The 22675-nt window shown below is 54.4% G+C and carries 15 protein-coding genes; 7 read left to right on the top strand and 8 right to left on the bottom strand.

Annotated elements, in window-relative coordinates; genetic code table 11:
* Positions 1–97: 97 nt before the first annotated feature.
* From dpdD to dpdE, 8 genes are read right to left on the bottom strand one after another with little or no spacing between them, the layout of a single operon-like run.
* A complete protein-coding gene (gene dpdD / locus BM154_RS00850) occupies positions 98–2281 on the bottom strand; it encodes a protein DpdD (RefSeq protein WP_074879770.1) in 2184 nt (727 codons plus the stop codon).
* Positions 2278–2805 (bottom strand): phospholipase D-like domain-containing protein DpdK, encoded by a 528-nt coding sequence (dpdK, locus tag BM154_RS00855; protein ID WP_074879773.1) that lies wholly within the window; start codon positions 2803–2805, stop codon positions 2278–2280. Before dpdK ends, dpdD begins: the two co-directional genes overlap by 4 nt.
* Positions 2806–2814: 9 nt before the next feature.
* Positions 2815–7248 carry a protein DpdJ gene (gene dpdJ, locus BM154_RS00860; protein ID WP_074879775.1) on the bottom strand — a complete coding sequence of 1478 codons (4434 nt, stop codon included), beginning with the start codon at positions 7246–7248 and terminating at the stop codon, positions 2815–2817.
* Entirely contained in the window at positions 7248–8006 is a 759-nt protein-coding gene (locus BM154_RS00865) for a hypothetical protein (RefSeq protein WP_074879779.1), read from the bottom strand. Before BM154_RS00865 ends, dpdJ begins: the two co-directional genes overlap by 1 nt.
* Positions 7999–11079: a protein DpdH gene (dpdH, locus tag BM154_RS00870; RefSeq protein ID WP_074879782.1), complete on the bottom strand. Its 3081-nt coding sequence runs from the start codon at positions 11077–11079 to the stop codon at positions 7999–8001. Before dpdH ends, BM154_RS00865 begins: the two co-directional genes overlap by 8 nt.
* The gene (gene dpdG / locus BM154_RS23650; protein WP_074879785.1) at positions 11076–11960 is read right to left on the bottom strand and encodes a protein DpdG; all 885 of its coding nucleotides are present in this window, start codon (positions 11958–11960) and stop codon (positions 11076–11078) included. Before dpdG ends, dpdH begins: the two co-directional genes overlap by 4 nt.
* Positions 11961–11962: 2 nt before the next feature.
* Complete coding sequence (dpdF, locus tag BM154_RS00880; RefSeq protein WP_083414417.1) at positions 11963–14428, bottom strand: protein DpdF; 2466 nt, start codon at positions 14426–14428, stop codon at positions 11963–11965.
* Positions 14425–17517, bottom strand: a complete 3093-nt coding sequence (gene dpdE, locus BM154_RS00885) for a protein DpdE (RefSeq protein WP_083414419.1) — start codon at positions 17515–17517, stop codon at positions 14425–14427. Before dpdE ends, dpdF begins: the two co-directional genes overlap by 4 nt.
* A gap of 670 nt (positions 17518–18187) precedes the next feature.
* Here dpdE and BM154_RS00890 point away from each other — a divergent pair.
* From BM154_RS00890 to BM154_RS00920, 7 genes are all read left to right on the top strand, one after another.
* Positions 18188–18457, top strand: coding sequence for a hypothetical protein (locus BM154_RS00890; RefSeq protein ID WP_023106401.1), 270 nt, complete (start codon positions 18188–18190; stop codon positions 18455–18457).
* Positions 18454–18795: a LasR-specific antiactivator QslA gene (locus tag BM154_RS00895; protein WP_074879788.1), complete on the top strand. Its 342-nt coding sequence runs from the start codon at positions 18454–18456 to the stop codon at positions 18793–18795. Before BM154_RS00890 ends, BM154_RS00895 begins: the two co-directional genes overlap by 4 nt.
* 257 nt (positions 18796–19052) lie before the next feature.
* On the top strand, positions 19053–19628 hold the full coding sequence (locus BM154_RS00900) for a DUF4124 domain-containing protein (protein WP_074879791.1): 576 nt from the start codon (positions 19053–19055) through the stop codon (positions 19626–19628).
* 268 nt (positions 19629–19896) lie between these two features.
* Positions 19897–20403: a RadC family protein gene (gene radC, locus BM154_RS00905; protein WP_074879794.1), complete on the top strand. Its 507-nt coding sequence runs from the start codon at positions 19897–19899 to the stop codon at positions 20401–20403.
* Positions 20404–20554: 151 nt separating this feature from the next.
* Complete coding sequence (locus BM154_RS00910; protein ID WP_074879797.1) at positions 20555–21148, top strand: hypothetical protein; 594 nt, start codon at positions 20555–20557, stop codon at positions 21146–21148.
* A complete protein-coding gene (locus BM154_RS00915; RefSeq protein ID WP_139225365.1) occupies positions 21127–21738 on the top strand; it encodes a hypothetical protein in 612 nt (203 codons plus the stop codon). Before BM154_RS00910 ends, BM154_RS00915 begins: the two co-directional genes overlap by 22 nt.
* 381 nt (positions 21739–22119) lie before the next feature.
* A complete protein-coding gene (locus BM154_RS00920) occupies positions 22120–22632 on the top strand; it encodes an antirestriction protein ArdA (RefSeq protein ID WP_074879803.1) in 513 nt (170 codons plus the stop codon).
* The last annotated feature ends 43 nt before the right edge of the window (positions 22633–22675 follow it).

Consider the following 22675-nt stretch of genomic DNA (forward strand, 5'->3'; position numbering starts at 1 on the left):
CGACAACCCGTCAGGCAACACGCATGTCGAGTCGAAGCAACTCTGCATGCTCGCCGAACGATGACGCAGAACGCTTGGCCTTTATAAATTCACCTCATCACTCCGAAGTAGAATTTACGCAACTTTTGCAGAATGCTTCAATGATACTTGATGCGCCTTTTCCTAAGGGATAGATCAAATCCTGTCTTATCCGACTCACAGGATAGAAGGCTTGATGCTTCGCGCTACCGGCAACAAACAAGAAGTAATTAGCTTTTTTGGCTAAATTCTGCAAAGCCGGGGTCGCAGTGTGATCATGATTGAGTTCCACTCGCAGCCCTTCGAACATGCCTTCCAGTACCGTTTTAGCCCGCCGCGCGGCGCCTTCAGTAAGGCTGTAGATAGCCAGCAGCCTACCCGATAGCTTTCTTGTTTGGACGTCAAGATCAGCATCGCCTCCTTCAGCAGCGAGTGGCGGATAACTCGCTTCATTGCTCTCACCAAATATCTCTCTGGCCAGACTCTTGGTGAGCAAACGCTGCGCTAACTCGAGACGAGTCCAGCGACTCAAGGCGAACCCTTGAAGTACCAACCAGAGCTTTTGCAACTCTTGCTGCCCCGGTTGAGTCTCGTCCAGGAGCAACTCGACAATCTCGAGCACTTCCGAATAAGAACTAACCGAACCGCCCTTCTCCCATAACAACTCCAAGGATTCCCCTAGGCGAGCACGGTCGCCGATTTGGCTAGGGCGGGACAAGAAGCGCTGCACAATCTGCCCTGCCAGTTGTATGTCCGACGGATTAACCAAATCATCGAGCGCCAGCAGCTCCAGCCACTCCAACCAGAATTGCCCGGAGCAGAGGATTTCACGACGATCCAGCCAGTCAAGCAATAGCGGCAAGCTGTCTCGCAACAATAGCGAAGTACTGGCATCGCCATGCAGACACTGACTCAACTGAGCCTCCGAGAAGGACTCTATTGACCAACTCTGGCTCTCCTCCTGCAGCTCATGAATCAGGGCTTCTGGGTCAGTAGAAGCCTCCTTCAGGCGTTCTAGCCATCCCTTCCAACCAAGTTCCCTACTACCATCGAAGAGTTGGCATATACCTTGCCACACCGACTGCAGACGTGGATAAATGTAGAGTCCATTCTTTAACTCCTCGGGTGCCTCCTGCACTGCGACCCAGATCTCGCGTAACTCTTCCATGGAGGCAGATAGCGAGCCTTCGAGCACCAGTCGCAGATCGTTGAAGGTCTGGGGAGATGCGACTTTTTGCAGCGAAGGGATTGCCGCGATGGTTGGCGCTACCGGGGTCTTGGTCGGCAAATTTGCCCAGTCGTGCAATCCGCAAATCCAGGCCGGATCAATGAAGTCAGGAAGACCATCAAGGCCATCGGAGAAGCCCAATGCCCCGGCGCCTATCGCCCAGAGTTTCCAGTCGGATACAAAGCATTCGCGGGCCTCCAGGGGAGGCCGATTGGCAAAAAGAGGGCTGATCGGCTGACATAGAAGATGTATATGTTCTAGGGGGACCTCGCCAAACGCTGCTGGCTCCAGCAAGCGATCACCGCCTAAATTACCTATGGCACGCAATAGAACCCGAACCAGTTGGGCAGGCAGTCTCCCGCCCAGCATATCTACTAGTCGGGGATGTCCTAGAATGTCCGACCAACGACGCTCAGCCTCCCAGGCCTGCAACTCCAGAGAGATCAAGTTTCGCTGACTGAAATTGCCTGTCGTTTTGAGTTCGTCAAAAAAGCGCGATGCTTTCGAACCATCCCTGGACTGACAAGCGGCGAAGAAATCCCGCAGGATCCGCCCAATTGGCCGCTTCACCACAGCGGTTACTGGCGGCCGTTGCTGGTAGAGATCCAGCACCGATGCCAACGCTTGAAACACACGTTTACGTAAAGCGAAGTCGCTCTGCGACTGGCGCAACAAATTTACTTTGAGAAGCCCTGCAGGTGCCTGCTGTAATAGAATCTGTTCGATTTTTCCCCGGGCTACCTTAATCAATGGAAACTCTGAATACGTATCCGCTGCTCCCAGCACCGCTTGTAGTATTTGTCGCAACTCCTCTAAAGATCGCCTGTCGCGTTCAGCACCATAGAAATAAAGTTCGCCGCCGCGACTAACCGGGAGCAGCAACGGCCATTTTCCCTCGATTGCTGAAGACACGAGTGGCTTGAGTAGATCCTGAAACTTTGGGTCGTACGGGTTAGTCAGCGAAAGCACTCGATCAAGATCGATTTGATTGTCTTCAGTGAAAAAATTCCGAAGCCAATCTGGTGGGATACTCATATATCGGCCTCGAAACGATAATGATTTTTGAATTCAAGAAACGCATCGGATATAACCTGTGCGTCTTGTGTCAGAGTCACATGTTCATCGTTTCGTTGCGTACCGCTGAATGTGTAGTTCAAGGACCCCTTAAGAAACCCCGATCGGGTCAAAAAGCCCTTCGAATGCAGGGTGTCACTGATCAGGTAGTGAAAGTCCGGATTGTCGCCGAGACGATTTTCAAGGCCACGGACAAAATAGCGACTGGAGTCTACATTGCGGGTTGCGATTCTCAAGGTACAGCCCCCCGTGACCGCCCGCGCCAATAACTCGCTGAACGAAACGGTTCGACTACCCCACTTGGGTTCCAATGAATTCCATTGCCCTGAGCGATTATCCAGTAAAGGAAAATCGCTCAACCAAGGTGATACAAGCCAGATCTCGTCTGGATTGATCAGCAAAGACGCCAGCATAGTGCTTAGCACTTCACGAAACTGTCTACGCCCCAGAGGTCCATGCAGAAAAATCTGCCGCTGCTCATTCATAGCGCGCCCTCACTGCAAAGCCTCCGCCAACTCTATGACCAGCACCAGGGAACTGTATTCTCTCTGTAGTTCGCCCACTCTGGGGTAAAGTAATAAACCCAGATAGTCAACCGGATACAACTGTATCTCGGTAATAACTTTAGACACCCCCCCCTGCTGGTTGCGGGGAATCACTAATTCAACGCTGCCCTCTTCTCGCAAGAATTTGTGCAAATCACTCAAATAGGAATTTGAATACACTATCCGAGGTCTACTCCCGGCAAACAAACCAGCGCCCAGCATTCGTTCCGTGGCCGCATTCCCATTACTAAAAGGATTGTAACGATTCAGTTCCGATTGGCGAATCGTATTACCTCGCGGCCACAATAGCCCCTGATTCACACAATGAGCACGAAATAAATCAGAGACAGTCGCATTCGCTCTCATCTTCTGCGCCGCCAACGTGTGGGAAACGATATTAAGGGGCCACTCAATGCCACTCCTGACCTCGAGTTCTCGCCATTGCTTGAGCAATGTAAGCAGTTCAGCATCGGTTTGCCGACTGCTGCTCGGCTTGAGGATGCGAGAGTGCAATACACTGAGAAAACTGTGGCTAAGTGCAAATCCCTCCCGCAAGAGACTGGAGTGCATGGCTGCACCAGCCTTGCGACGCTGCTTATGATCGGCAGCTGCACGGATATCCGTTAGAACCCTATCGACCTCCTCATCAACAGAAGCTTTCTCCAGCAATTCGTAGAGATCGAAGTCAATTTGCTCGTAGTCGCCAGGGCGCAAACTGCACGCCAATACATTCAGAAATCGCAAAGGATCATCAAAGTAATCTTCAGCCAAGCGACTAATAATCCCGCAACCACCCGCTTCGACCTCGCTGAGCCATACTTCCAGGTCACCGTCTTGCCAAAGCGCATCAGCATTCACCGAGCGTTCGTTAACGTCCCCAAGCAAGGTGCATAGTGTTTGCTGGGTTGCTGCTGCCAACGTATTGGCCAGCAGTTCTTTTGTCCATTCCACGATATCTGGCAAGGCATGAATATCCCGCCACAGAGGGTCGGCACAATCTGCTAGTTGGGCTAGTACTTCAGAGCATCCCAGGAGTCCGCGCAGGTCGGCTTGTAATTCCTGCTCTCTGGAACTTTCTTCTTGTTCATCGAGTTGGAAAAGGCTTTGCGGAATAGCGAGCAGGCGTTCCTTGCCCTCGTCGGAAAGTAGACGGCGCAAGGCTCCATGCATCACCGATGGCTCGGCCGAGTCTACGTCTTTCAACTCAGCAGCCAAAGCGGCAAGGAAGCACTCGCATACCCAATTGGCTGTAAAGGGGTCACCGTCGAAACGACCTAGTTGCTCGACCCGCCGCCGGAACAACAAGGGACGCAATGCGGCCGATATGGCAGGGGTCCCGAGGAGATCGGCAATAGTTTCATCGCCGACTCGAAAACGAAGACGCATACCATCCACCCACTGACGCGCACCTACGGCTATCGGCTCACCTTGGCTTTTCCATGTAAAATCCACCCGCGCGATTTGGCCGCTGCGAAAACGCAGCGTGGCGTCAGCTCCTTTGCTATAGCGCACCACCTCAAGCGGCGTCATCTGCTGGTGGAGGCAAAACGCCACATCAATCAGGTGCTTCCCCCAACTTCCCATCGGTGGCTTCTGAACAGATGTATGTTCGGCCAAGATGAATTCCGAGTCCCAACGCAGGCGGGAATTACTCTTTTCCGTCAACCCACTCGCCTTGCGCAGAGCGCGGGTATGTAGTTCCCGTGGACGCACCACAGACAATTCTGCATCGGATCCCGCGGCCACCGCCCCTTCGTTCTGTAGGTACTCTCCGAATGCTTCCGCAATCTCAAAGTCAACCTGTTGTAGGGCATCGGCAATCGGCTGAAATCCCTCCGGGATCAACCAGTCAGCCAGGTCATACTTGATAGCGAAACGCTTGGAAATCCTGCCGGGAGAGAACTCGCGCAAAGCCTGATAAAATGGCAGCCCTTCCCATTTTGCATCACTACCTTCCCCACGCTGCAAAGACACGAATAGGTTAGGAATATTTAATTCGGCGAACATTGCCTCTGGAATGAAAGCCGGCATCGGAGACCGGCCTCGGGGGAGTTCTTTCCACTTTTCTCCATACTCGCACCACAGCGTTTTCAATTGCCGCCGAAGCGTCGGCAAAAAAGACAACATCAATGATCGCGGTGAAGCCCACAGAACTTGCTGCAAGGCTGCCTCATCTATGCGTAACGCGTCCTTCAAATAACTAAAATATCGGTCCTGCATTCCACCAGGTTGTAGTACTTGCTCAACGGCCGAGAGCAAGGTCATCAGTTGTGCAGACGATCCTTTGGGATACTTCAGGATTCTCCAAACCGACCCCTCCTTCAGCAGCATCGCTAGCCAATCCAGGGTCGCCATTGCCCCCTGCATCTTCTGGATATGCCCATTCTGAAGTGGCAACCTGTGTCGCTTGATTTCAGGGGTAAGCAACTCCTCGTAACGCTGGAAAGCAACTCGATCTCGACCGAACTCAGAAAGCACAACTAGGGTCCATGGGCGCATCCCGCGGGGGCGACCAGCACGTCCCTTACGCTGCAGATAGGACGCAACGCTTCGCGGCGCCTTATGCTGCAAAACCGCCCCAACCGATGGATCGTTAAAGCCGACCTCTAGCGACGCGGTAGCCACCACTATTTCGGAGTTAGGGTCGACGCCAGAGTCCTGACTAGAGGTCCGGCCTACCCGAGCGCGATCATCATTGTCGAGCGAATGCCCGATATCCATGCCTATTTGCCAGTCTTGGCCTAACTGAATACGTTTAAGGCGGCTTGGATAATCCAGATAGCGACCACCTCCCCTCAAGCTTGCCAGCGGTTCATGATCCGGCACCAACTGCGCGCCCCTGGTTTTCCAACCTTCAGCGTCTGCCAGTTGGTGATAGAGTCGATTGTTGACATCCAGATCATCGGTAAAGACGAAAGTTTTACTTCCCCATGTTCCACGCGATCTCTTGTCACGATTATCTAGGATACGCCGAGTCAACATCGCGGCCTGAATAGTGGTGGAAAGCAATGCAGTTTGAGAAACCGGATCCCCGCGCAACAACATGAGATACTCGGCGCCCTCATCCACCGTCTCATCCGCAAGAGGCTCGATCAACTCCACATGACCTTCTTTCGCCCCGATTAATTCGGAAAAAAAAGCAGGTGCGTCGCTCAAAGTAGCGGAAAGTCCAACGAAGTGTGGCCGGCATTCACTTCGCTTCATCCAACGCCGCAGCAGATAGGCCGTCTGCGCTCCGCTACTACCTTCATAAGTATGCACCTCATCCAGCAGCACCAGTGTGGGCCCCTCGCAGTTACCTACCCCGAATAAGTGGTGGAATGCATAGTTCCCAAGATGCTGATTCAGCATTTCAGTCGTCGTGAAGAGGATATCCGGTGGCGCAGCAGCCAGAGACCGCCGAGTCATTCGAACCTCATCATGAGGTACATAATGATCACAGCGACTGCAGTGCAGTTCTTCGCGTTGCGCGACAGAACCCTCCAGACGCCATTCCATTTTTCCGGGGCAATCCTTCGTTGGGCAACGCAACAAGTCGAATGGCAAATTTCCGCTAAACTTTTTTGCGGCTTCATGGGCAGTACTGGTGTTCTCCAGCGTGTCGCCAAAAAATGCCCCAATGGAAATTTTTCGGCCTGACTGCGACTTGACCAATTCGTCCAATTTTCGGCATTGGCTCCAAGTCTCCATGAACTGATCTTTCAGCAGTTCACGCCGCGGGTAGATCGCCAGAATGCGTACTCGCGAGGAAGCATCTTCAGCCAATTGACTGCATAAGGCAGCTAAGGCTGGTAAATAGAAAGCTAAGGTCTTGCCGCTACCAGTGCCGGCACAGATTATGCTGCCGGCAGCATGGATGGACCGATCCTTAGACGCCTGCAGGACTCGAATAGTAGCACGCACCTGAAAGCCGGCCAGAAGCAGGTTCTCCTCGTGTCCCAGTAGAGCGCGGATTGGCAGGTGGAATCGCGTAGAAGCGTCCTCGCCAAAGCCATCTAGCAGTTTCTGCAAACTCTGATCGCGGCAGGGGTAACTACGCGGCCGCCGAACGAAACGAAAATCGGAAACTAGCGTACGGGCCTGGTCGACCGGTTTGTTTAGGAACCACTGGCGAAGATAGCGGTACAGGTGCACAGCCTCTCCCATTCGCGTCCTGTAGCGCTTGGACAATCCCTCGGGATGGGGAGCCTCGATCACCATTGCGTGATCGCAGAGTCCGAGCAGAACGTCATAGGGATCGTCCTCGGGAAGCACCTCTTCTAGGGTCGCAAGTATCTCGTCTTCAGTGAAGAAGCCACCGGTGTCCCCCCAGGCCAGCAAACTCGTCTCCAACTCCTCCAGGCGATCGAGGGCAGTACACAAACGCTCCAGGGATATTTCCATCAAAATAGCTTCCTACTGCGTTCGACGGAGAACTGACCTAACAAGTCGTGCTCAAGCAACCAACAGAAGGTGTCCTTGTCCATCTCCGACAATGGAACACCCGTAGACCTTCCGCGCTGGTTCAATAACTTGAAGAAACGCTTAACGTTCTCAGGAAGATCGAGTTGCATTTCCCCTCTAACCTGCTCCATACGATTTTTAAGATCCATCAAATCGCGAAGAGGCCATACGGTCTCCGGTACTTGCTTTGCTAGATCTTTAAACCTTCCCTGCAACTCGATATAGTCGCTGTATACGCGTTCGGAACCAGGTATCTCGCGTTGACTATCCAGTATCACCTTCTCGACCATGCACTGGCTGTACAGTTGTTCCGTCCACTTTTTCCAGCAAGAATCGATTTTGCTCTCCAATCGAACAACCAGACTTTCAAGTGCAACTCGCGAATTCTCAACAGAATCGTCCTGACGAGAGACTTGTTTGTTCTTTCGCCAAACCTCAAAAAAAACTCCCAAGCTTGCCAGAGCCGTAGATATCTGCTCTTTAAACTCTGAATTCAAATCCAGCAATTCTGGAGCACCCACCGGTAAAGCCCCGATGCTCGATGATTGGCGCTGCAGCAAATGAAGCCTTTCGGAAAGCGACACAAATCTCTCGTAAATTTCTTGGCAATCATCAATGGCGGTTCGCAGTTCACCGGCCGAGCGATTTAGTTCAAACTGCTCGCGCAAAGCATAAACTTTTTGCTCAAGACTACTCACTGCACGCCTCCAACAAATCCTTCAAAGTGCCTGTTAGTCCCTTCAACAATCCGGTGACCCTCTCCTGTGACTGCCCCAAGACGTCCAGACCAGATTGACGATTCTCATTCTCCAAACGCGGCAAGACATAGGAATAGAATTTATCCCACGCACCCAGTGCCTGAACGGCCTCTTCCAGTTTTTGACCGTCTACCTGATTGATCAATTGCAACTTTTTGGGCAAATCAGATTCGTCCCAAGATGAGAGGAAAACCTTGACTGCCGCCCAAACCTCGCTTGCTTTTAGAGAGTTCAATGCCTCACGCATTCTCTTGGCATTCGGCACATCTGAAAACTGAGTGGGATAATGCAACCCGCCTTCACTTACGCCACGAAGAATTTCAGACATTTCATCCAGCAAGAGACAAAATTGCTCGTGCCGAGAATAGCCATCTAGAACGGACAGCACATCGAACGACGACTGCAGTGCCTGGGTGATTTCTCTATCATACCTTGGCAACTTCTGCTTAAAATCAGCCTTACTAGCCTCTTTGAATGACCTAAGCGCCAATTCTCCATCCATACCATGGTCATTGGCGGCCACCAACTTCAACCAGGCATCTCGCTTTCCTTCCCACTCTTCCAAAGCACTTTTCCGGAGTTCTAGCAGTATCGGAGCAGCAGGTTTTGGCAATGACTCCAGAATCTTTTGTGCCGGAGTGAGCAATTCACTGAGTCGCTGGCGATCATTGGATGCGGTCCTCCATAATCCCAGGATGGGAACTAGACTCAGTTGTTCTTTCATCACCTCATTAAGTTTTGAGCGTTCCATCAGCGCAAGTGTTTGTAGAACTTGCGGAACCCAACGTGCGGCGAAACTCTGGTAGCGCAAGTAATCATCGAATCCACCAGCATATTGCCAACCTATCCCATTGGATCTCCGATTGACGCTCTCGTAGCGCAGAAGCGCCAGCGCAACCCCCTTCAAAGCAGCTGCCTTTTGAGGATCCTCAAAGTCCGTCTCTTGGCAAAACCACACGAGATTAGTGGCTTTGTTACCCGTAATGGAGAATGGAATATTGATATTAACAATCGCCCCACGCAGTAATTCCGGCCGCGCCCCTAAGCCGAGCCATTCTGGATGAGCATATTGCTGATACATCTTATTCAGGGCGTTTCTTAGGTCCCTGGATTCGTTTTGCTCCAATTTTTTTCTGCGCTGAAACCACTCTGAAACAATCTCTTCCAATCGGTGCTGATCGGGATCGGGATCTGTTTTCACTCCTCTTGGCTCTACAGTCGGTCTGGCTTTCTTCGGGCCAGTGTCTGTACGCGTTGGCGGGCGAACAAAACCAACGGGTTGAACTTCTTCCAACAAAGACGCCAATGCGTTTAGACCGAAGACGTTTGCTATGCGCCAATCCATGTTCTGCTGCAACTCTGCGATAGATCGGCAACCGTACCCCCAGATAGCAGCCAAAGATTCGCAGCGCGCTGGTTCGTCGAGTCTATACAGGTCAATCAGTCCCGCACCGGCCTTGATACTGGCGAAATCTGCCGGCGGGAATCTATGCTCCTGGCACGCCTGCCGATGATCACGTAGTACTCGCAACACAACTTGGTTCAACACTTGACGGGGATTGAAATTCAACTCTTCGTCGTTGCTGCAATAGTGATCCGCCAGCGCATTGATCGCGTTGCGATTGAAAGGGAAGAGCGGCACGCCAGAAGGCGAATGGCCGAATGCCTGGAGTTCCTCCGGCGGGCCTTCGGGATCTTCCCAGATTAACGGCCAACTGACGTCTGTCGATCGCTCCAACCAGGACGCTTTTAGTTTTGCACTACCGTGACGGGCGGCGTTCAGGTAGCGACCGCAGAAATCAACAATGCGCTCCAGCGTTTGCTCGCGGCTCTGGCCATGATCGCGTATCAACCATTCATACTGCGCACGTGTTCTAATCGTGTCCTGCCGCCGCAGATATCCTTGATAACCATCTGTTACCGCGATAGCCGAGCGAAGCGTACACAGCTCTTGCTTTTCATCCCGAACGGCCTCTTCCAGAAGGCTGTCGATCAGCACGTCCTCAATAGCAGAAATCGCCGCCATATCCTCCACCAGTACCACCAGAGTGCGATCCTGATGTTTCAAGGTACGACGAATGTCTTTAAAAAGATCTAAAAAACTACCGCCATTGAAACTGAACAAATGACGAAAAGCAGTTCTAGTGGACTCACCCAAAACTTCGTTTAATACGCCTGCTGCGGACTCTTGGGCTTGCCGATTGGTATTCAATTGGGCTCGACTGACATACTGCCGAGCGCTTTGCGACAGGTCATCGAGGTTGAAACTGAAGTCCAGGTCAACGGCCCTGATCTGGTAATCGTTTCGACTTAATTCTTGATCGGTAGCGCCTTGAGTCAACCGACTTGCGAACTGATAAATACAATGCTTCGGATCAAGCAAGTTTCTCTTAAAATTAGGGTCCGTAATTAGTTCGGAAAGCCCACACCCCGGCATAGTATGCGCGTTAACATCTCGCCAACGCTGCTTTTCTTCAGCAGACAATTGTTGACTGGCCTGCGGATTTCCTCGGTAATAGCTAATTTGCTCTGCGACGCGGGCGTTGAGTCGCTGCAATTGCTGTGACATGAAGGTCAACAGCAAGTCAGCGACCTCTCCGGTCCTCAGCATTTCACCTACCGACCGAATCCGTAGACGTGCACTCTCGAACTCTTCTCCTTCCAAGCCATCCAGAAGGATTTCCAATACCTGGCGCAAACTTGCATTCTTTGGAATGCGAACGATATGCCAGTTGGCGGATAGCGACTGCAGTTTTAGTTGAGCTTCCAACCAGCGAATCAGGTGGGATTTTCCAACGCCGGAACGGCCGACCAAGGGAATCGGTCTCTCCACCTCAAGAAAGTGCGCTAGCAGATCGGCCTCAGTACATTGCTGCTCTGCTCCGTTACCTACCCGAAGCAACTGCATAGGCTCATGCACCGCTAAGAGTACGTGCTCAGCTAACTCCTCTGCCTCCGTACGGATGCACTGGGAAATGTGCTCCGAACTTGGCCAGTAATTGATCAGATTCATACAGCAACCTCGGTACGGTATTGAATCTCACCTACGGAGCGTTGAACACCATTTGGCAAAAGCAGACGCATACTCAAACTATCGTCAGAGGACTTTTCCAAGCGCAATCGAAACATACTTTCCAGACGGACTAGAGCGTGACTGAGTGCGGCACTTACTTCATATGGTGCATCTGGCTTCCAATTTTCCATGCAAGGTTCCAACAATCGACGATAGCCCCCCTCATCAAGCAGTGGCAGGTACTCTCCCAAACGTTCGACAAATACTCTAAACGGAAGTACTCGCCCGCCTTCGAAAATTCTCTCGAGGTAGGGTTCGATAGCTAAAGTAGGATCTACAATGTAACCCTTTCCGAAGGGCTCCAAAAAGCCAAGGAATTCCCCATAGGCCAAAAAGGTCGAGAGTTCGTTAGACTCATTCAATTCCCGACCTGGTAGATGGCTATTTACCGCCTCGGCGGCATTGGAAGAGCTTACCGACTCCCCTCCCATGAAGGTGTACCGACGCTGCGCTAACAAACAGGTCATTGCACGAAGAAATGGCTCAGTGCGAGTACCGTCCAAGATAGCCGATTCCGACCGCGTGGCTGCATTATCAATAAGCAACTGCAATACACGCGATGGGAGATCACTCTCACTGGCCTGAGGGGGCGCGAAAATCATTCCCTCACTGTCCTGCAACCACAACCCTTCTTCCAACCAGAAATCCAGATTCGACTCAAAACGTTTTGCTCCTGTCTCACTTTTCGGGAGCAACTCCGGCCGCAATGTTTCCAATAACTCCGCGCGTGCAATAGGTTTTCCCCTGCGAACCAATGCTCGGTCAATAAGATTTAGCAGGATCAGACTGCTGCCTGGGTGAGCATTATTCACCATCGACATACTTATATTTCCCTTTCGAAGTCGACCAAATCCTTGCTTTGGGAATCACACTCCCACCAGCTTCGGTACGGGTGATACGGATCACTCAGAGTCTCGGGCGCAACTATCAACCGTGCTGGAACCTCATAGCCACCCGCAGGCAAGTTGCTTTCCCCAGGCATGAGTAAAACCAACTCAGTCCAACTCCCAGCACTGTCGCGCGGCTCCAGGGCACACCAGAACGGTAGTGTTTTCAAACCAGCATCGGTCTGTATTTCATCCAACAAGGCCCGACTGGCACGAACAGCCTGCACCTGCTGGCTGCGCAGAAGAGCGATCATCCATCGCCGCCAGTTATGAATCAGAGCACGGGGAGTGACGCTACGATAACTCTCAGTACGGTAGCGAATCCGCAGTAACTGGGAGTCTGGCATCCACTTCGGCATAGCGGGAGTTACTACACCAGTCACATGGAAAGACGCACTCAACGTTGGCGTAAAAGGTCCCCGCCCCTGAGCGCGGCAACCAGGGCAACCGCCACAACTGCGTTCAGGGCTGATGCCATCCAGTCGATAGAACTCTTCTAACTGTCGGCACAGCGACTGGTCCGGATCATCCAGCCATCTGCGCAAACTGGCGAAACCGTTTGCCATGGCCCGCTGTTCAAGGGCACGTTGCGGATCAACGTAGTGCCGCCAAGTATCTGTGGACTGATGCGCATCCATCAGGACCTGTATATCGATGCGGTCAAAGTAATTGTCACCCTGAGGCAATTCCGTATCGACTACCGCTGCGTTTTCGAGAGGTACCTCGGGCGGTGAATAGCGCAATCGAATCAGACCAGCACGCTGCATCAGAAGCAACGTGCGTACATTCCACTCTGCGTTACCTTCGCTTCGTCGCTTCAAATCGCGGCGCAACATAGACAGAGAGACACTGAAGCAATCATCACTGCTACGTCGACGGCTCTGCAGCAAGGTGTTCCAGCGATCCAATCCCACTTCACTGGAAATCAGCCTTGCCCGTGAAATCTGCTCTGCCACATTTATCTGGCCCGGGTAGAAAACCAGCCAGGACCAACAGGCGTTTCCGTCACGCCCGGCACGCCCCGCCTCCTGATAGAAACGATCCAGGTTTTCTGGCACTGCCGCGTGCAATACCGAACGGACGTCGCTCTTATCCATGCCAACACCGAAGGCGGACGTCGCAACCATGATGTCCAGATGGTCATCCCGCCACTGGCCGATCAGACGCTCACGCTCCTGGGTATTGGTTTCGCCGTGGAACAGACCAAGCCGACGGAAGCCCTGCTTGACCAGCATATCTCGCCAGTTCTGCGCATCCTCCCGGGTCGTTGTGTAAAGAATCAGAGGTCGAGGCAAGCGCCATAGCAAGTCCACGACAACCTGCCGGTGCTCTTCTTCTGCAAGAACTCGGCGGACATTGAAGTTCAACTCTGGACGCAAAAAACTGCCATTGATCTCGATAGCCTGAGTGCCTTCAGGGACGAAGGCTCCCTTCAACACCTCCAGGGCGGCGGAATTGAAAGTAGCTGACATCAACAAGGTGCGGATGGCGCTTGAGGATTGCTCTCTGAGGGAGTGAAAAAGAGGGGCAAGCAGTTGGAAGTCAGGACGGAACTCCGCCCCCCATTGGCCGACCAGGTGTGCCTCATCGATTACTAGCGCACCCAGCAGTCCTTTTCCGGCGAGTTCGAACAACAATGGTCTAAGGCCCGATATGGCGGACTCGGGCGCACAGAACAAGATCCGTTGTGTGCCGCAATGCAGACGTTCACGAATCTCTCGACGCTCAGCTTGCTCCTGGCCCCCGATCCAAACGTAGCTACCGCCGTGATCGCATCCTGCAGCCTCCAGCACTTCTCCAGCACGCGCGGCCTGCTCGATGGCAAGTCCGGTCGTTGGCACAATGACAAGCACCACTTTCTGCCGATAGGCAAACAAACTCAAAGCATGAACAGCCAGCGTCTTGCCGCAACCTGTCGGCAGGTTGATGAAGACCGTACTGTCATCCGGAGAGGTCAGCAATGTCCGCACTGCTGTTTGCTGACCGAGGCCGTTGTAGTTGCTAAATCCAACACGGCCCAAAGCACTGCTCAAGGCCACGTCTATTTGAGGTTGGTGCAGGACTCGGCGACGCTGACGTCTGTAAACCGCGAACTCCGCCTCCTCTAGAGCAGCCTCTAACCTGATCCGATCGGTTAATGGATCTTGAGCCAGGCCCACTCGGGCTAGGTGTTGCCTTTCAACGGAACCGGCAGGCAGTTGGAGCAGCAAATCAGTGCAGCCATGGGCTTGAGCACAACCAAAAGCATCACGACAAGCGACGGCGCGATCGGCCGAGCCCGCGTTTGCGTCGCCGAATACCATCAGCAGGCGGAGAAAGTACGGCTCGACAACTGTCTGCTCTGATTGACACTCTGGCACCAGCAGAGCCCTCTGCAAGGCATTCCATTGGGCCTGAATCATTCATTCCCCCACAGATCTTTCGAGCACAGGATCTGGGCGCGTACCGCCATAAGGTGCACGTGCGGTTCAAGGACGGAACCTCGCAGAGCGCCTATCTCTTCTACGATCCTCTTTCGGCTCAACTCAGTGATACCCAGCACCATGCGTTTCCATTCGCCCACAGGCAATAGAAACTCCAACTCGGACCAAACATCATGGCGCAGATTGATATCCTGAAAGATGGCGCCCGCGGGCTTCTTGTAAGGCCATTCCAGGGATTTCAATGTGCTTTCCGCCTTTACCAGGCTGCCGTCTTCAGCGAGCCAGTGGCCATACACCGCAGGTGCCAGTAACTCATCGGCGATAACCTGTTCCTGATACGTGCAATCCGGCCGAGCAGCCGTTACCAGCCACTTGAAATGAAAGAAAATCTTTGGCGCCTGCAGTGCACTGCTATTAAGAACTCGCAAGAATGCGCAGGTTGCCCCCCGCGAATCACCAGCGGCCAGTTCATATATGGAATCCACGAACGGCTGACCGTAACGGAAGGGGTACACGCCCGATTGAGCTGAAGCCTGCTGCCGCAAGCAGCTCATGGGGGCAGTGTATGGTGGGTTACCACTTTCCGGATCAATACCCGTGATGCAACCTTCGATAAATGTCTTCACGTCCACCAGGGTACGACCGCCACGCTCAGCGGGGTCAAGGCCGAAGCCCAACCTGAATTGCTGCTGCAGATCGCCCTCTAGCCTGAAGTTCAAGCCGCGCGTCATCCAGGCACACATGCGGCCAATCTGCTCCTCGGCTATTTCGTCCGCCTCAGAAATTTTTTCGGCGAAGTCCTGTGCCTTGGCGACCTCCTCGTCCAATGCTAGCAATTCTTCCTGTACTTTCACCCGACGGCGCTCGCGGTCCAGCAGGCCGCCCTCGCCGCTCAGTTGCTTGCCGCAGACAAGCAACTCTTCATCGCCGGATCGTGCGACTGCCTGCCAAGTTTTTTCGAGATGCTCTTCCAGTACGTACTGCAAGCTGGCCACCGTCTGATTGAACATACCTACCGATGTGTCAAGCAGATCTAGCCACCGTCGGAACAACCCATCATGGTCAGACATCAAAACCAAACTTTCCACAGGCCTGATGCCACGCAGATTTGCGCTGTAACGGTTCAATCGTCCCAGACGTTGTTCAACGCGACTGAACGATCTAGGTAGGCTGTAATGCACGGCGAGCTTCTGCCCCCCATGCAGGTTAAGACCATCTTCACCACCTTGATCGCAAACCAATACCCGCACAGAACCACCCGACTGCACGAAATGCAAGTCGCGGTCGGAAGCATTGCGCTCTATACCTACAGCCAGAGAGTCACCGAGCGTAGCGGCAACATGTTCCGCGACTACTTCGTCACCGCAGAAAACAACCACCTTGCCCTTAGGGTTTTCGGCCAACCAATCTTCCAGACTCGCGATCAAAGTCCGATCTTTACACGCCTGCTCGAGTGAGGCTTGCTTGGAAATTTCGGCGAGGAGCTCCCGCTCGGTTGCTTCAAGCGTCGCCGCCAGCCGCCTGTCGAACCTATCGGCCCGCTGCTTGACCAGTAATGGACTGCCCAACAAGTCGTCAACCCAGTTCAGGTACTCTCCAGAACTCATTGCCTGGAACTCATCAGGATCCCGACAGGCCTGGCTGCGGTACTCTTCCAACAACAGATCCAATGGCATGCTGCGTGGTTCTATCGGCCAGTATTGACGGCGCAAACCAGCCAATCCTGGAAACAACTGCGCGAGATGCCCCATTTCCCGGCGGTTACGAAGCATGCGCTGATGCAGGCGGTAGTGTTCTCCGAGGTAATGCCGCAAGCCTATGATTTGTTGCTCGCGCTGCTCGCCGCTCTCCTCGGCAAAGAGATCCACCAACGGCATCAAACTGCCGATTCGCTCTTGCAACTCCTGATCCTCAGGGAATTTCCCCCGCAGATCCTGTAGTGCTTGTTCCAATGCGGCGTTCGAGTTACCCGGGGTCAGTGCGCTATACAACCCGCCAAGCCACTCACGCTCCTTAACTCGAGCGATGAAACGCTGAACCCCCGCTTCCGAGATCTCATAAGCTTCGGGACTCAAGCAGTGCAGCATCGCCAGGAAATTTCTTTCGTTCCCATTCAACGGGGTTCCCGACAACAACAGAGTCACCTCAGCTGCCTGGCAGGCCTCCGCCAGCACCTGAAACCGGTCATTCGAGTGTTGCTCGGAGGACCAGGCCAGCGGCGCCAATTGATGCATCTCGTCAACGACAAACAAGTTAGGCTGGCCACCCTCCCGCAAAGCCGTCACCAACTGTCCATGACTGCATACTCGAATCAGCTGTTTCGATCGATGCTTTGTAGACATCAACTCGCCAAGATGAAATCGGCCCTTTAACTCCTCATGCCACTGAGTGACAAGAGAAGCCGGTGCCGCAATTAAAACATTGGCGTCGAACTTCTTCTGAAGCACATGCTCACGGATGATCAGGCCAGCCTCAATCGTCTTGCCCAAGCCCACTTCATCCGCTAGCAAGTACTTCGGGCATGGGTCCTTAAGGACGCGCCTAACAACTGCAATTTGATGCGGCTCCAACTCTACGCTGCTGCTGGTAATAGCACCGATGGAACGGCAAGCCGCCCGCTGCTCGATATAGGCTTCAAGGAAGTTCTGGCGTAAAGGGAAGAAAAAAGGTGCGTCGTTAGATCTGGCCGCTAGGAACGCCGAAGGGTCGAGTAACGCCTGCGCTCCGAGGTTCAAACAGTAAATTTCATCAATTTCGACAACCGCTTGATCATTATCGTCAGCACGAAAGATCACCAGGTGCCGATTGAGTGGCCGGGAACCGCCGTATCGCCCACGCCGCCAGATTCCTGTCGTTTGATCTCGGCAGTAAACAATGGCCTCCTCAAACAACTGAGCTTTCCAAATGTCAGCCAGATTCGCCCTAAGCTTTCGCGCCTCAGGGTTCATAGGAGACTCAAAAAAGGTGACTTCGCACTCGCCTCTCTCGCGATCCAGCCCCGACAGCTTGCCAATGCCAGAAAAAGCACTCGACAGAACCAACTCACCGACTTCTAAAGCCTGGCCCATTTCTTCCCTCTACCGGTGTTCCTATCCATTAGCCATTTGCTTCGCAGCTACCCAAAACCTGACATTAACTCTTCATTTGGCAACGAGAGCCACCCCAATGCCTGCTTATACAGTGCCCTACCGTATCCGCTAGCTATGTATGGGTAAAGTCGCCCATAGTATTTTTTTGCCAGCACAGTAAAACTGCGGTCGGGATACCGCTCTGCGTGGGCTGCGAGGTCCGCGCGATCTGTCCTCGAACGCTCAAACCGTCAGCCAACCCCATGGAGCAGACACACAAAGCTAGACGCCCGGCTAGCTACGCCACAGTATGTTGCCCTCCCGAAACCCACGGGCTAGACTGCGCCCGTCGTGGTAAATCCCACGACCGGGCGTGAGAACCCGGATCTTGTCCAAGGCGCGGTAGCGCCATAGTGCAAAGCTAACGGTTACCCGTTGGGCTTCTGCATATCTATGGCGGGCCGTGTGAGGCAGGCTTTTGCCTGGCCGGTTCCCTTGGACGCCGGTTTCTCACCCTTGCACGGTCCGCCTCCTACGCTTGTGAGAAGGCTGGTAGGCGGCTCCTTAATCTGTCCAAGGAGCATAAGGAAAATGCGCTATCCCTTTTTTACCCAAGAGCTCCGCCCTTGGTCTATGGTCTTGCTGTCCGCCTCTGATCTGGAGGTGTGCCATGGCTGAGTTCGAATCCTGCGTTGTACCTTTTCCGCTGCAGCGAAGCCCGTTGCATGAATCCGAACGCTCTCCTCTACCCTCTGAAGCAGCAGCTGAACTGCGTGGTGTGATGCTCGGCAATCTGCTTGATCAGCTGGCTGAACCTGAAGGCTTGCAGCCCGCGGATCTGCGCGTGCGTATCGCTGCTTATTCAGCACTGGCTCTGCTCGATGAGATGGTCGTGCTCTATCGCCGCGCCCTCTCTGATGTTCGAGGAGGTGCCAGATGAGCAAGGGTGTGATGACCTACCTTCCACCTCACGACGGCCATCCAGGTATGGAGATCACCTGGGCTGCCGATTGCAGAAAGGCATTCGACCAGGGCGTGAAGCTGGCACAGACCTGGCTCGATAACGCCCGCAGTGGATGGCTCTGGGCGGTGATGATCGCCGAGCGAGATTTGCTGCCGCGGGCCATCGACAGGCGTGCCTTCGAGGTGGGCTTCCTGGGCCGAGTGCACCAACGGTTGCGTTCACATGAGGCCAGCAGGCAGTCGGCTGCAGGTGTAGCTCTCGGCCATGCTCATCCAGAGCGTCGACCGCCGGCCGAAACGGCTTGTCGCTGCTGATCTGCGATACCTTTCTGGCCTGCTCGCAGGGCAGAAAGGTGTGTGCGTCGAAATGCCTCTCTTCCCGCTTCAGCTGAGCTGAGCGCAGGCGCGCGCGGTGCTGTTGCGTACTCCGACGGCACCAGCACGATCACTCCGGCCAGATATCAAGACGCCGCCGCAAGCGCCGCGGCTCTATTGTCTCAGCCGGGGCTGTCATAGCCCCGGGCCAATGGATAGACTCCTCCACCATCACGGCCCCATCACAAGGATGTTTGATGCGCTCCCCCTTTAGTCTCGCCTCTACCCTGCTCACCTGCGCCCTGCTCCTCGCACCGCTGGCCCCGACCTCCGCCGCCATCTTCAAATGCAAGGCTGCCAATGGTGCCACGCAGTTCTCCGACCGCCCCTGCGGTCCCCCGGAGAACCAAGAGGAGATCGCCCACGACCTGCGTACCACGGCGCCCGCCCCCGCCAGCGAGCCAAAAACCGGCAAGGCCTCGGCTCCGGCTGGCGACACCGAGGCGAGCTACGCAGACGCCGAGAAGGCCAACCCGCCTCTGCTGACCCTGGCCGACCTGCAAGGCACCTGGTCGGACCTGGACTTCGCCTCGCCCCAGCGTGGTTATTGGGTGTTCGGCTCCACCACCCTGCGCATGGACCGCAAGGGCATGGAGGTGCGCAACCGCGTACAGGCCACCCTGCGCTTCAAGCTCAAGGGCAACCTGCTGACCCTGACTCATGAGCCGGACGCGTTTAGCAATAAGCGCTGGGATGAGAAGCTGGTAATCGAACGCTACGAGCCCGGTCGCCTGATCGACCTCGGCTCCCTGGTGCTCTACCGCGTCAAATAACGCGCGCCCCGGCTACACTGTTGTTGGCGGCTGCAGCCGCCGCTCTCCCCTGTAGAAGCCTGCGCGCTTCGCTTGCTGGTGGCGCCTGTGAGATCGGTGGAATGACGGTCTTGCCGTTTCCTCTGACCCTATCACGGCGTTCTCGCCGTCAAGGGCTGCTCACGCTTCGCGTGCTTGCGGCAGGGCCGGCTATCGCCCCCTGACAGCTGTGCTGCGCCGTGCTTGTGCCGGTTCCGGGCAATTCCGCCCGAGCAACTGGAGCATGATCATGTCTCAGCTTTCTCTCGCCTTTCACTCTTCCCTGATGATTCGCGACGAGCAAGGTCGCTATGCGCCAGCCACTGCCGAGCAGATCCTGGCAGCGGCTCGTCAGGTCATCGATCAGAAGGTACAGTGTGGTGCTGCGTTTACCTCGCCGGAGCTGGTCAAGGAGTATCTGGTCACCAAACTGGCGGGCTTCGAACACGAGGTCTTTGCGGCACTTTTCCTAGATGCCAAGCACCGTCTAATCCAGTACGCCGAAATGTTCCGGGGCACCATCGATTGCGCTTCAATCTATCCGCGGGAAGTGGTCAAGGAGGCTCTGCGTCTGAATGCGGCTGCAGTGATTTACGCGCACAACCACCCCAGCGGTAACCCTGAGCCTAGCCAGGCTGATCGGTCGCTCACGCAGCGGCTGAAAGAGGCACTGGCGCTCGTCGAGGTCCGCTCGCTGGATCACATTATCGTGGCAGGCCAGCGCACCGTGTCGTTCGCTGAAGAAGGTATGCTTTGAACCTAAGGGGGCCTTGCCCCCTTTTTGCTGCGACTGCATAAAGTGCCGAACCGGAGCCGAATTCTAGGGACAAGGGTATCTAGCTCTCCTTGGCCAACCCACCGAGTCAGCTGCCGAGTTGTCACGCATCCCCTCAATCAAAGGACTGATCATGCTCCGCTATGCCGCCATCGCTTCGACCGCCCTCCTTCTCACCGCCTGCACCAACATTCAGCATAAAACGCCCGAGGCTCGACAGCAGATCAAGCACGACCTGAAGCTGCCAGAAATTACCGACACCGCTCAAACGAGCTACTGTTGGCTGCTGATCGGAGGGCGGGCTAGCTGTAAGTACACCTCCGCGATAAGCGTCCTGACGCCTGACAGCCTTCTCCTGGTTGATTACGTCAAAGGTGCCTACGTACAGAAGGACATCATCAAGACTGGCGACGTGAAGTGCATCAGCGATCATGACGAGCAGAATTTCTACATCTTCAAGGATCAGCTGGCCGTCTCGGTGATTCCTTACACCGAAGTGCACAGGTCGCCGTCGGTGAATAACCCTGAATATCGTGCAAAGGTCATTAAGACGCTGCTTGCCAATGGGCAGCCTTACCTGACAGGGGAAGCCGCGACCTTTACGCGCGAGACCGGTAACAAGGACTACAGCGTCCACAGCATATCCATGCCGAGCGGGCCAGTTCCCATTGTGGTCGGTACCGAGATACAGGAGATTTTCAGCCCGTGCCCTGGGAGCAAGAAGTGATGCGAATGCCGATATTGGCGGTGACAGTCGCCCTGCTGAGTGCGTGCACGAGCGTTCGCTACGATACGCCCGAGGCGCAGCAGCAAATCAGGCAGGATCTGAAGCTAACTGAAATCCTCGATTCGTCGAGGATGAATTGGTGTGTGCACCCCTACGGCAGTGCGCCTGGTTGCAAGCCCGAAAAAGGCGTAGGAATCCTGACTCCCGACGGGCTGGTAATGGCTCATGTTGTCGATAACCACTACGTCGCAGCGCGCACGCTCAAGTCCGGGGATGTGCTCTGCTCAACCGTCCCAGGCGGCGGCGCCGCAGACGACATATTCTTCACTTTCACCCAAAATGAAGCCTACATGTTGGGGCCTTTAAAAGCTGACCGGGATGAGATCAACACTCGCTTCAAAGCGCGACTGTTCGACTACCTTCACAGCAATGGGCAGCGTAGCTTTACTGGCAAGGACATTAACTTCCAGCGCCCAACGGGCAAGAAGGTCAAGCAGACCACTGTATTACGGACTGGACTTGCCGCTAGCGTCGTCACGGAAGAAGTCGATGTGCTGGAGATTTACAGCCCCTGTTCGACAACGAGGTGATCGTCCGCTCATTCTCTGATGTCGATTGGCCACTCTCCTGTCGTGAGGGCTGTGGGATAATTGCGACGATATCGCTCAGTCGGAGCGTCTGGCAGGATTGACTGGCTGGGTGGTAACGCTCTCCCCTCATTCTCTGGAGAAGAGCTGCCATGGCAAATCACTCACTTGGCGGCAGATTAATTCACGTCTTTCACTCAGCTCAGAGCAGGGGTTCTCGCCCCCTCAAAATCAAGAAAAATAGACGGTTTCCACCTGGCCGCTGCGCTAGGTGGAGCCTCCGCGATTTTTCCTGATTTTTTCACGACAGCCTTAGTCGCCCTAGTCGGCAGGGGTTCATGCGCAACGCGAGCGCAGAACCCTGAAGACGAAGGAGCGATAGCCATGAGCGAAGAAATCAGGATCTACGTTGCCGACCTTGCCGCCTACAACGCAGGCCACCTGCATGGCATCTGGATAGACGCCACACTTGAACTAGACGAGATCCAGGCACGGGTCAGTGCCATGCTCGCAGCCTCGCCGGTCAAAGGAGCAGAGGAATACGCTATCCACGACCACGAGGGCTTCGGCGGCTACCGAATTAGTGAGCACGATAGCCTTGAAAACGCTCATGAGATTGCCTGTTTCATCGACGAGTACCCCGAGTTCGGAGGCGCCCTGCTTGCTCATTTCAATGACGTAGCGCAGGCGCGCAAGGCAGCCGAGGACGACTATTGCGGCTGCTACTGTTCCCTGCCCGAATACGCTCAAGAGCTGACGGAGCAGACCACCAGAATTCCCCAGCATTTGGCGATGTATATCGACTATCGATCCATGGCACGCGATATGGAGTACAGCGGGGACGTTTTCATCCTGGAGACCGGTTTCGAGCAGGTGCATGTTTTCTGGAATCGCTAGGTAATGCGTCCGGGGCATCGGGAACATCCGATGCCCCGGATTC

It is taken from the genome of Phytopseudomonas argentinensis (genome assembly GCF_900113905.1).
GTDB lineage: Bacteria > Pseudomonadota > Gammaproteobacteria > Pseudomonadales > Pseudomonadaceae > Aquipseudomonas > Aquipseudomonas argentinensis.

Coding starts and splice junctions, on each gene's coding strand:
- dpdD (WP_074879770.1), bottom strand. CDS start 2,281: ATGAGTATCCCACCAGATTGGCTTCGGAATTTTTTCACTGAAGACAAT.
- dpdK (WP_074879773.1), bottom strand. CDS start 2,805: ATGAATGAGCAGCGGCAGATTTTTCTGCATGGACCTCTGGGGCGTAGA.
- dpdJ (WP_074879775.1), bottom strand. CDS start 7,248: ATGGAAATATCCCTGGAGCGTTTGTGTACTGCCCTCGATCGCCTGGAG.
- dpdH (WP_074879782.1), bottom strand. CDS start 11,079: ATGAATCTGATCAATTACTGGCCAAGTTCGGAGCACATTTCCCAGTGC.
- dpdG (WP_074879785.1), bottom strand. CDS start 11,960: ATGTCGATGGTGAATAATGCTCACCCAGGCAGCAGTCTGATCCTGCTA.
- dpdF (WP_083414417.1), bottom strand. CDS start 14,428: ATGATTCAGGCCCAATGGAATGCCTTGCAGAGGGCTCTGCTGGTGCCA.
- dpdE (WP_083414419.1), bottom strand. CDS start 17,517: ATGGGCCAGGCTTTAGAAGTCGGTGAGTTGGTTCTGTCGAGTGCTTTT.
- BM154_RS00890 (WP_023106401.1), top strand. CDS start 18,188: ATGGCTGAGTTCGAATCCTGCGTTGTACCTTTTCCGCTGCAGCGAAGC.
- BM154_RS00895 (WP_074879788.1), top strand. CDS start 18,454: ATGAGCAAGGGTGTGATGACCTACCTTCCACCTCACGACGGCCATCCA.
- BM154_RS00900 (WP_074879791.1), top strand. CDS start 19,053: ATGCGCTCCCCCTTTAGTCTCGCCTCTACCCTGCTCACCTGCGCCCTG.
- radC (WP_074879794.1), top strand. CDS start 19,897: ATGTCTCAGCTTTCTCTCGCCTTTCACTCTTCCCTGATGATTCGCGAC.
- BM154_RS00910 (WP_074879797.1), top strand. CDS start 20,555: ATGCTCCGCTATGCCGCCATCGCTTCGACCGCCCTCCTTCTCACCGCC.
- BM154_RS00920 (WP_074879803.1), top strand. CDS start 22,120: ATGAGCGAAGAAATCAGGATCTACGTTGCCGACCTTGCCGCCTACAAC.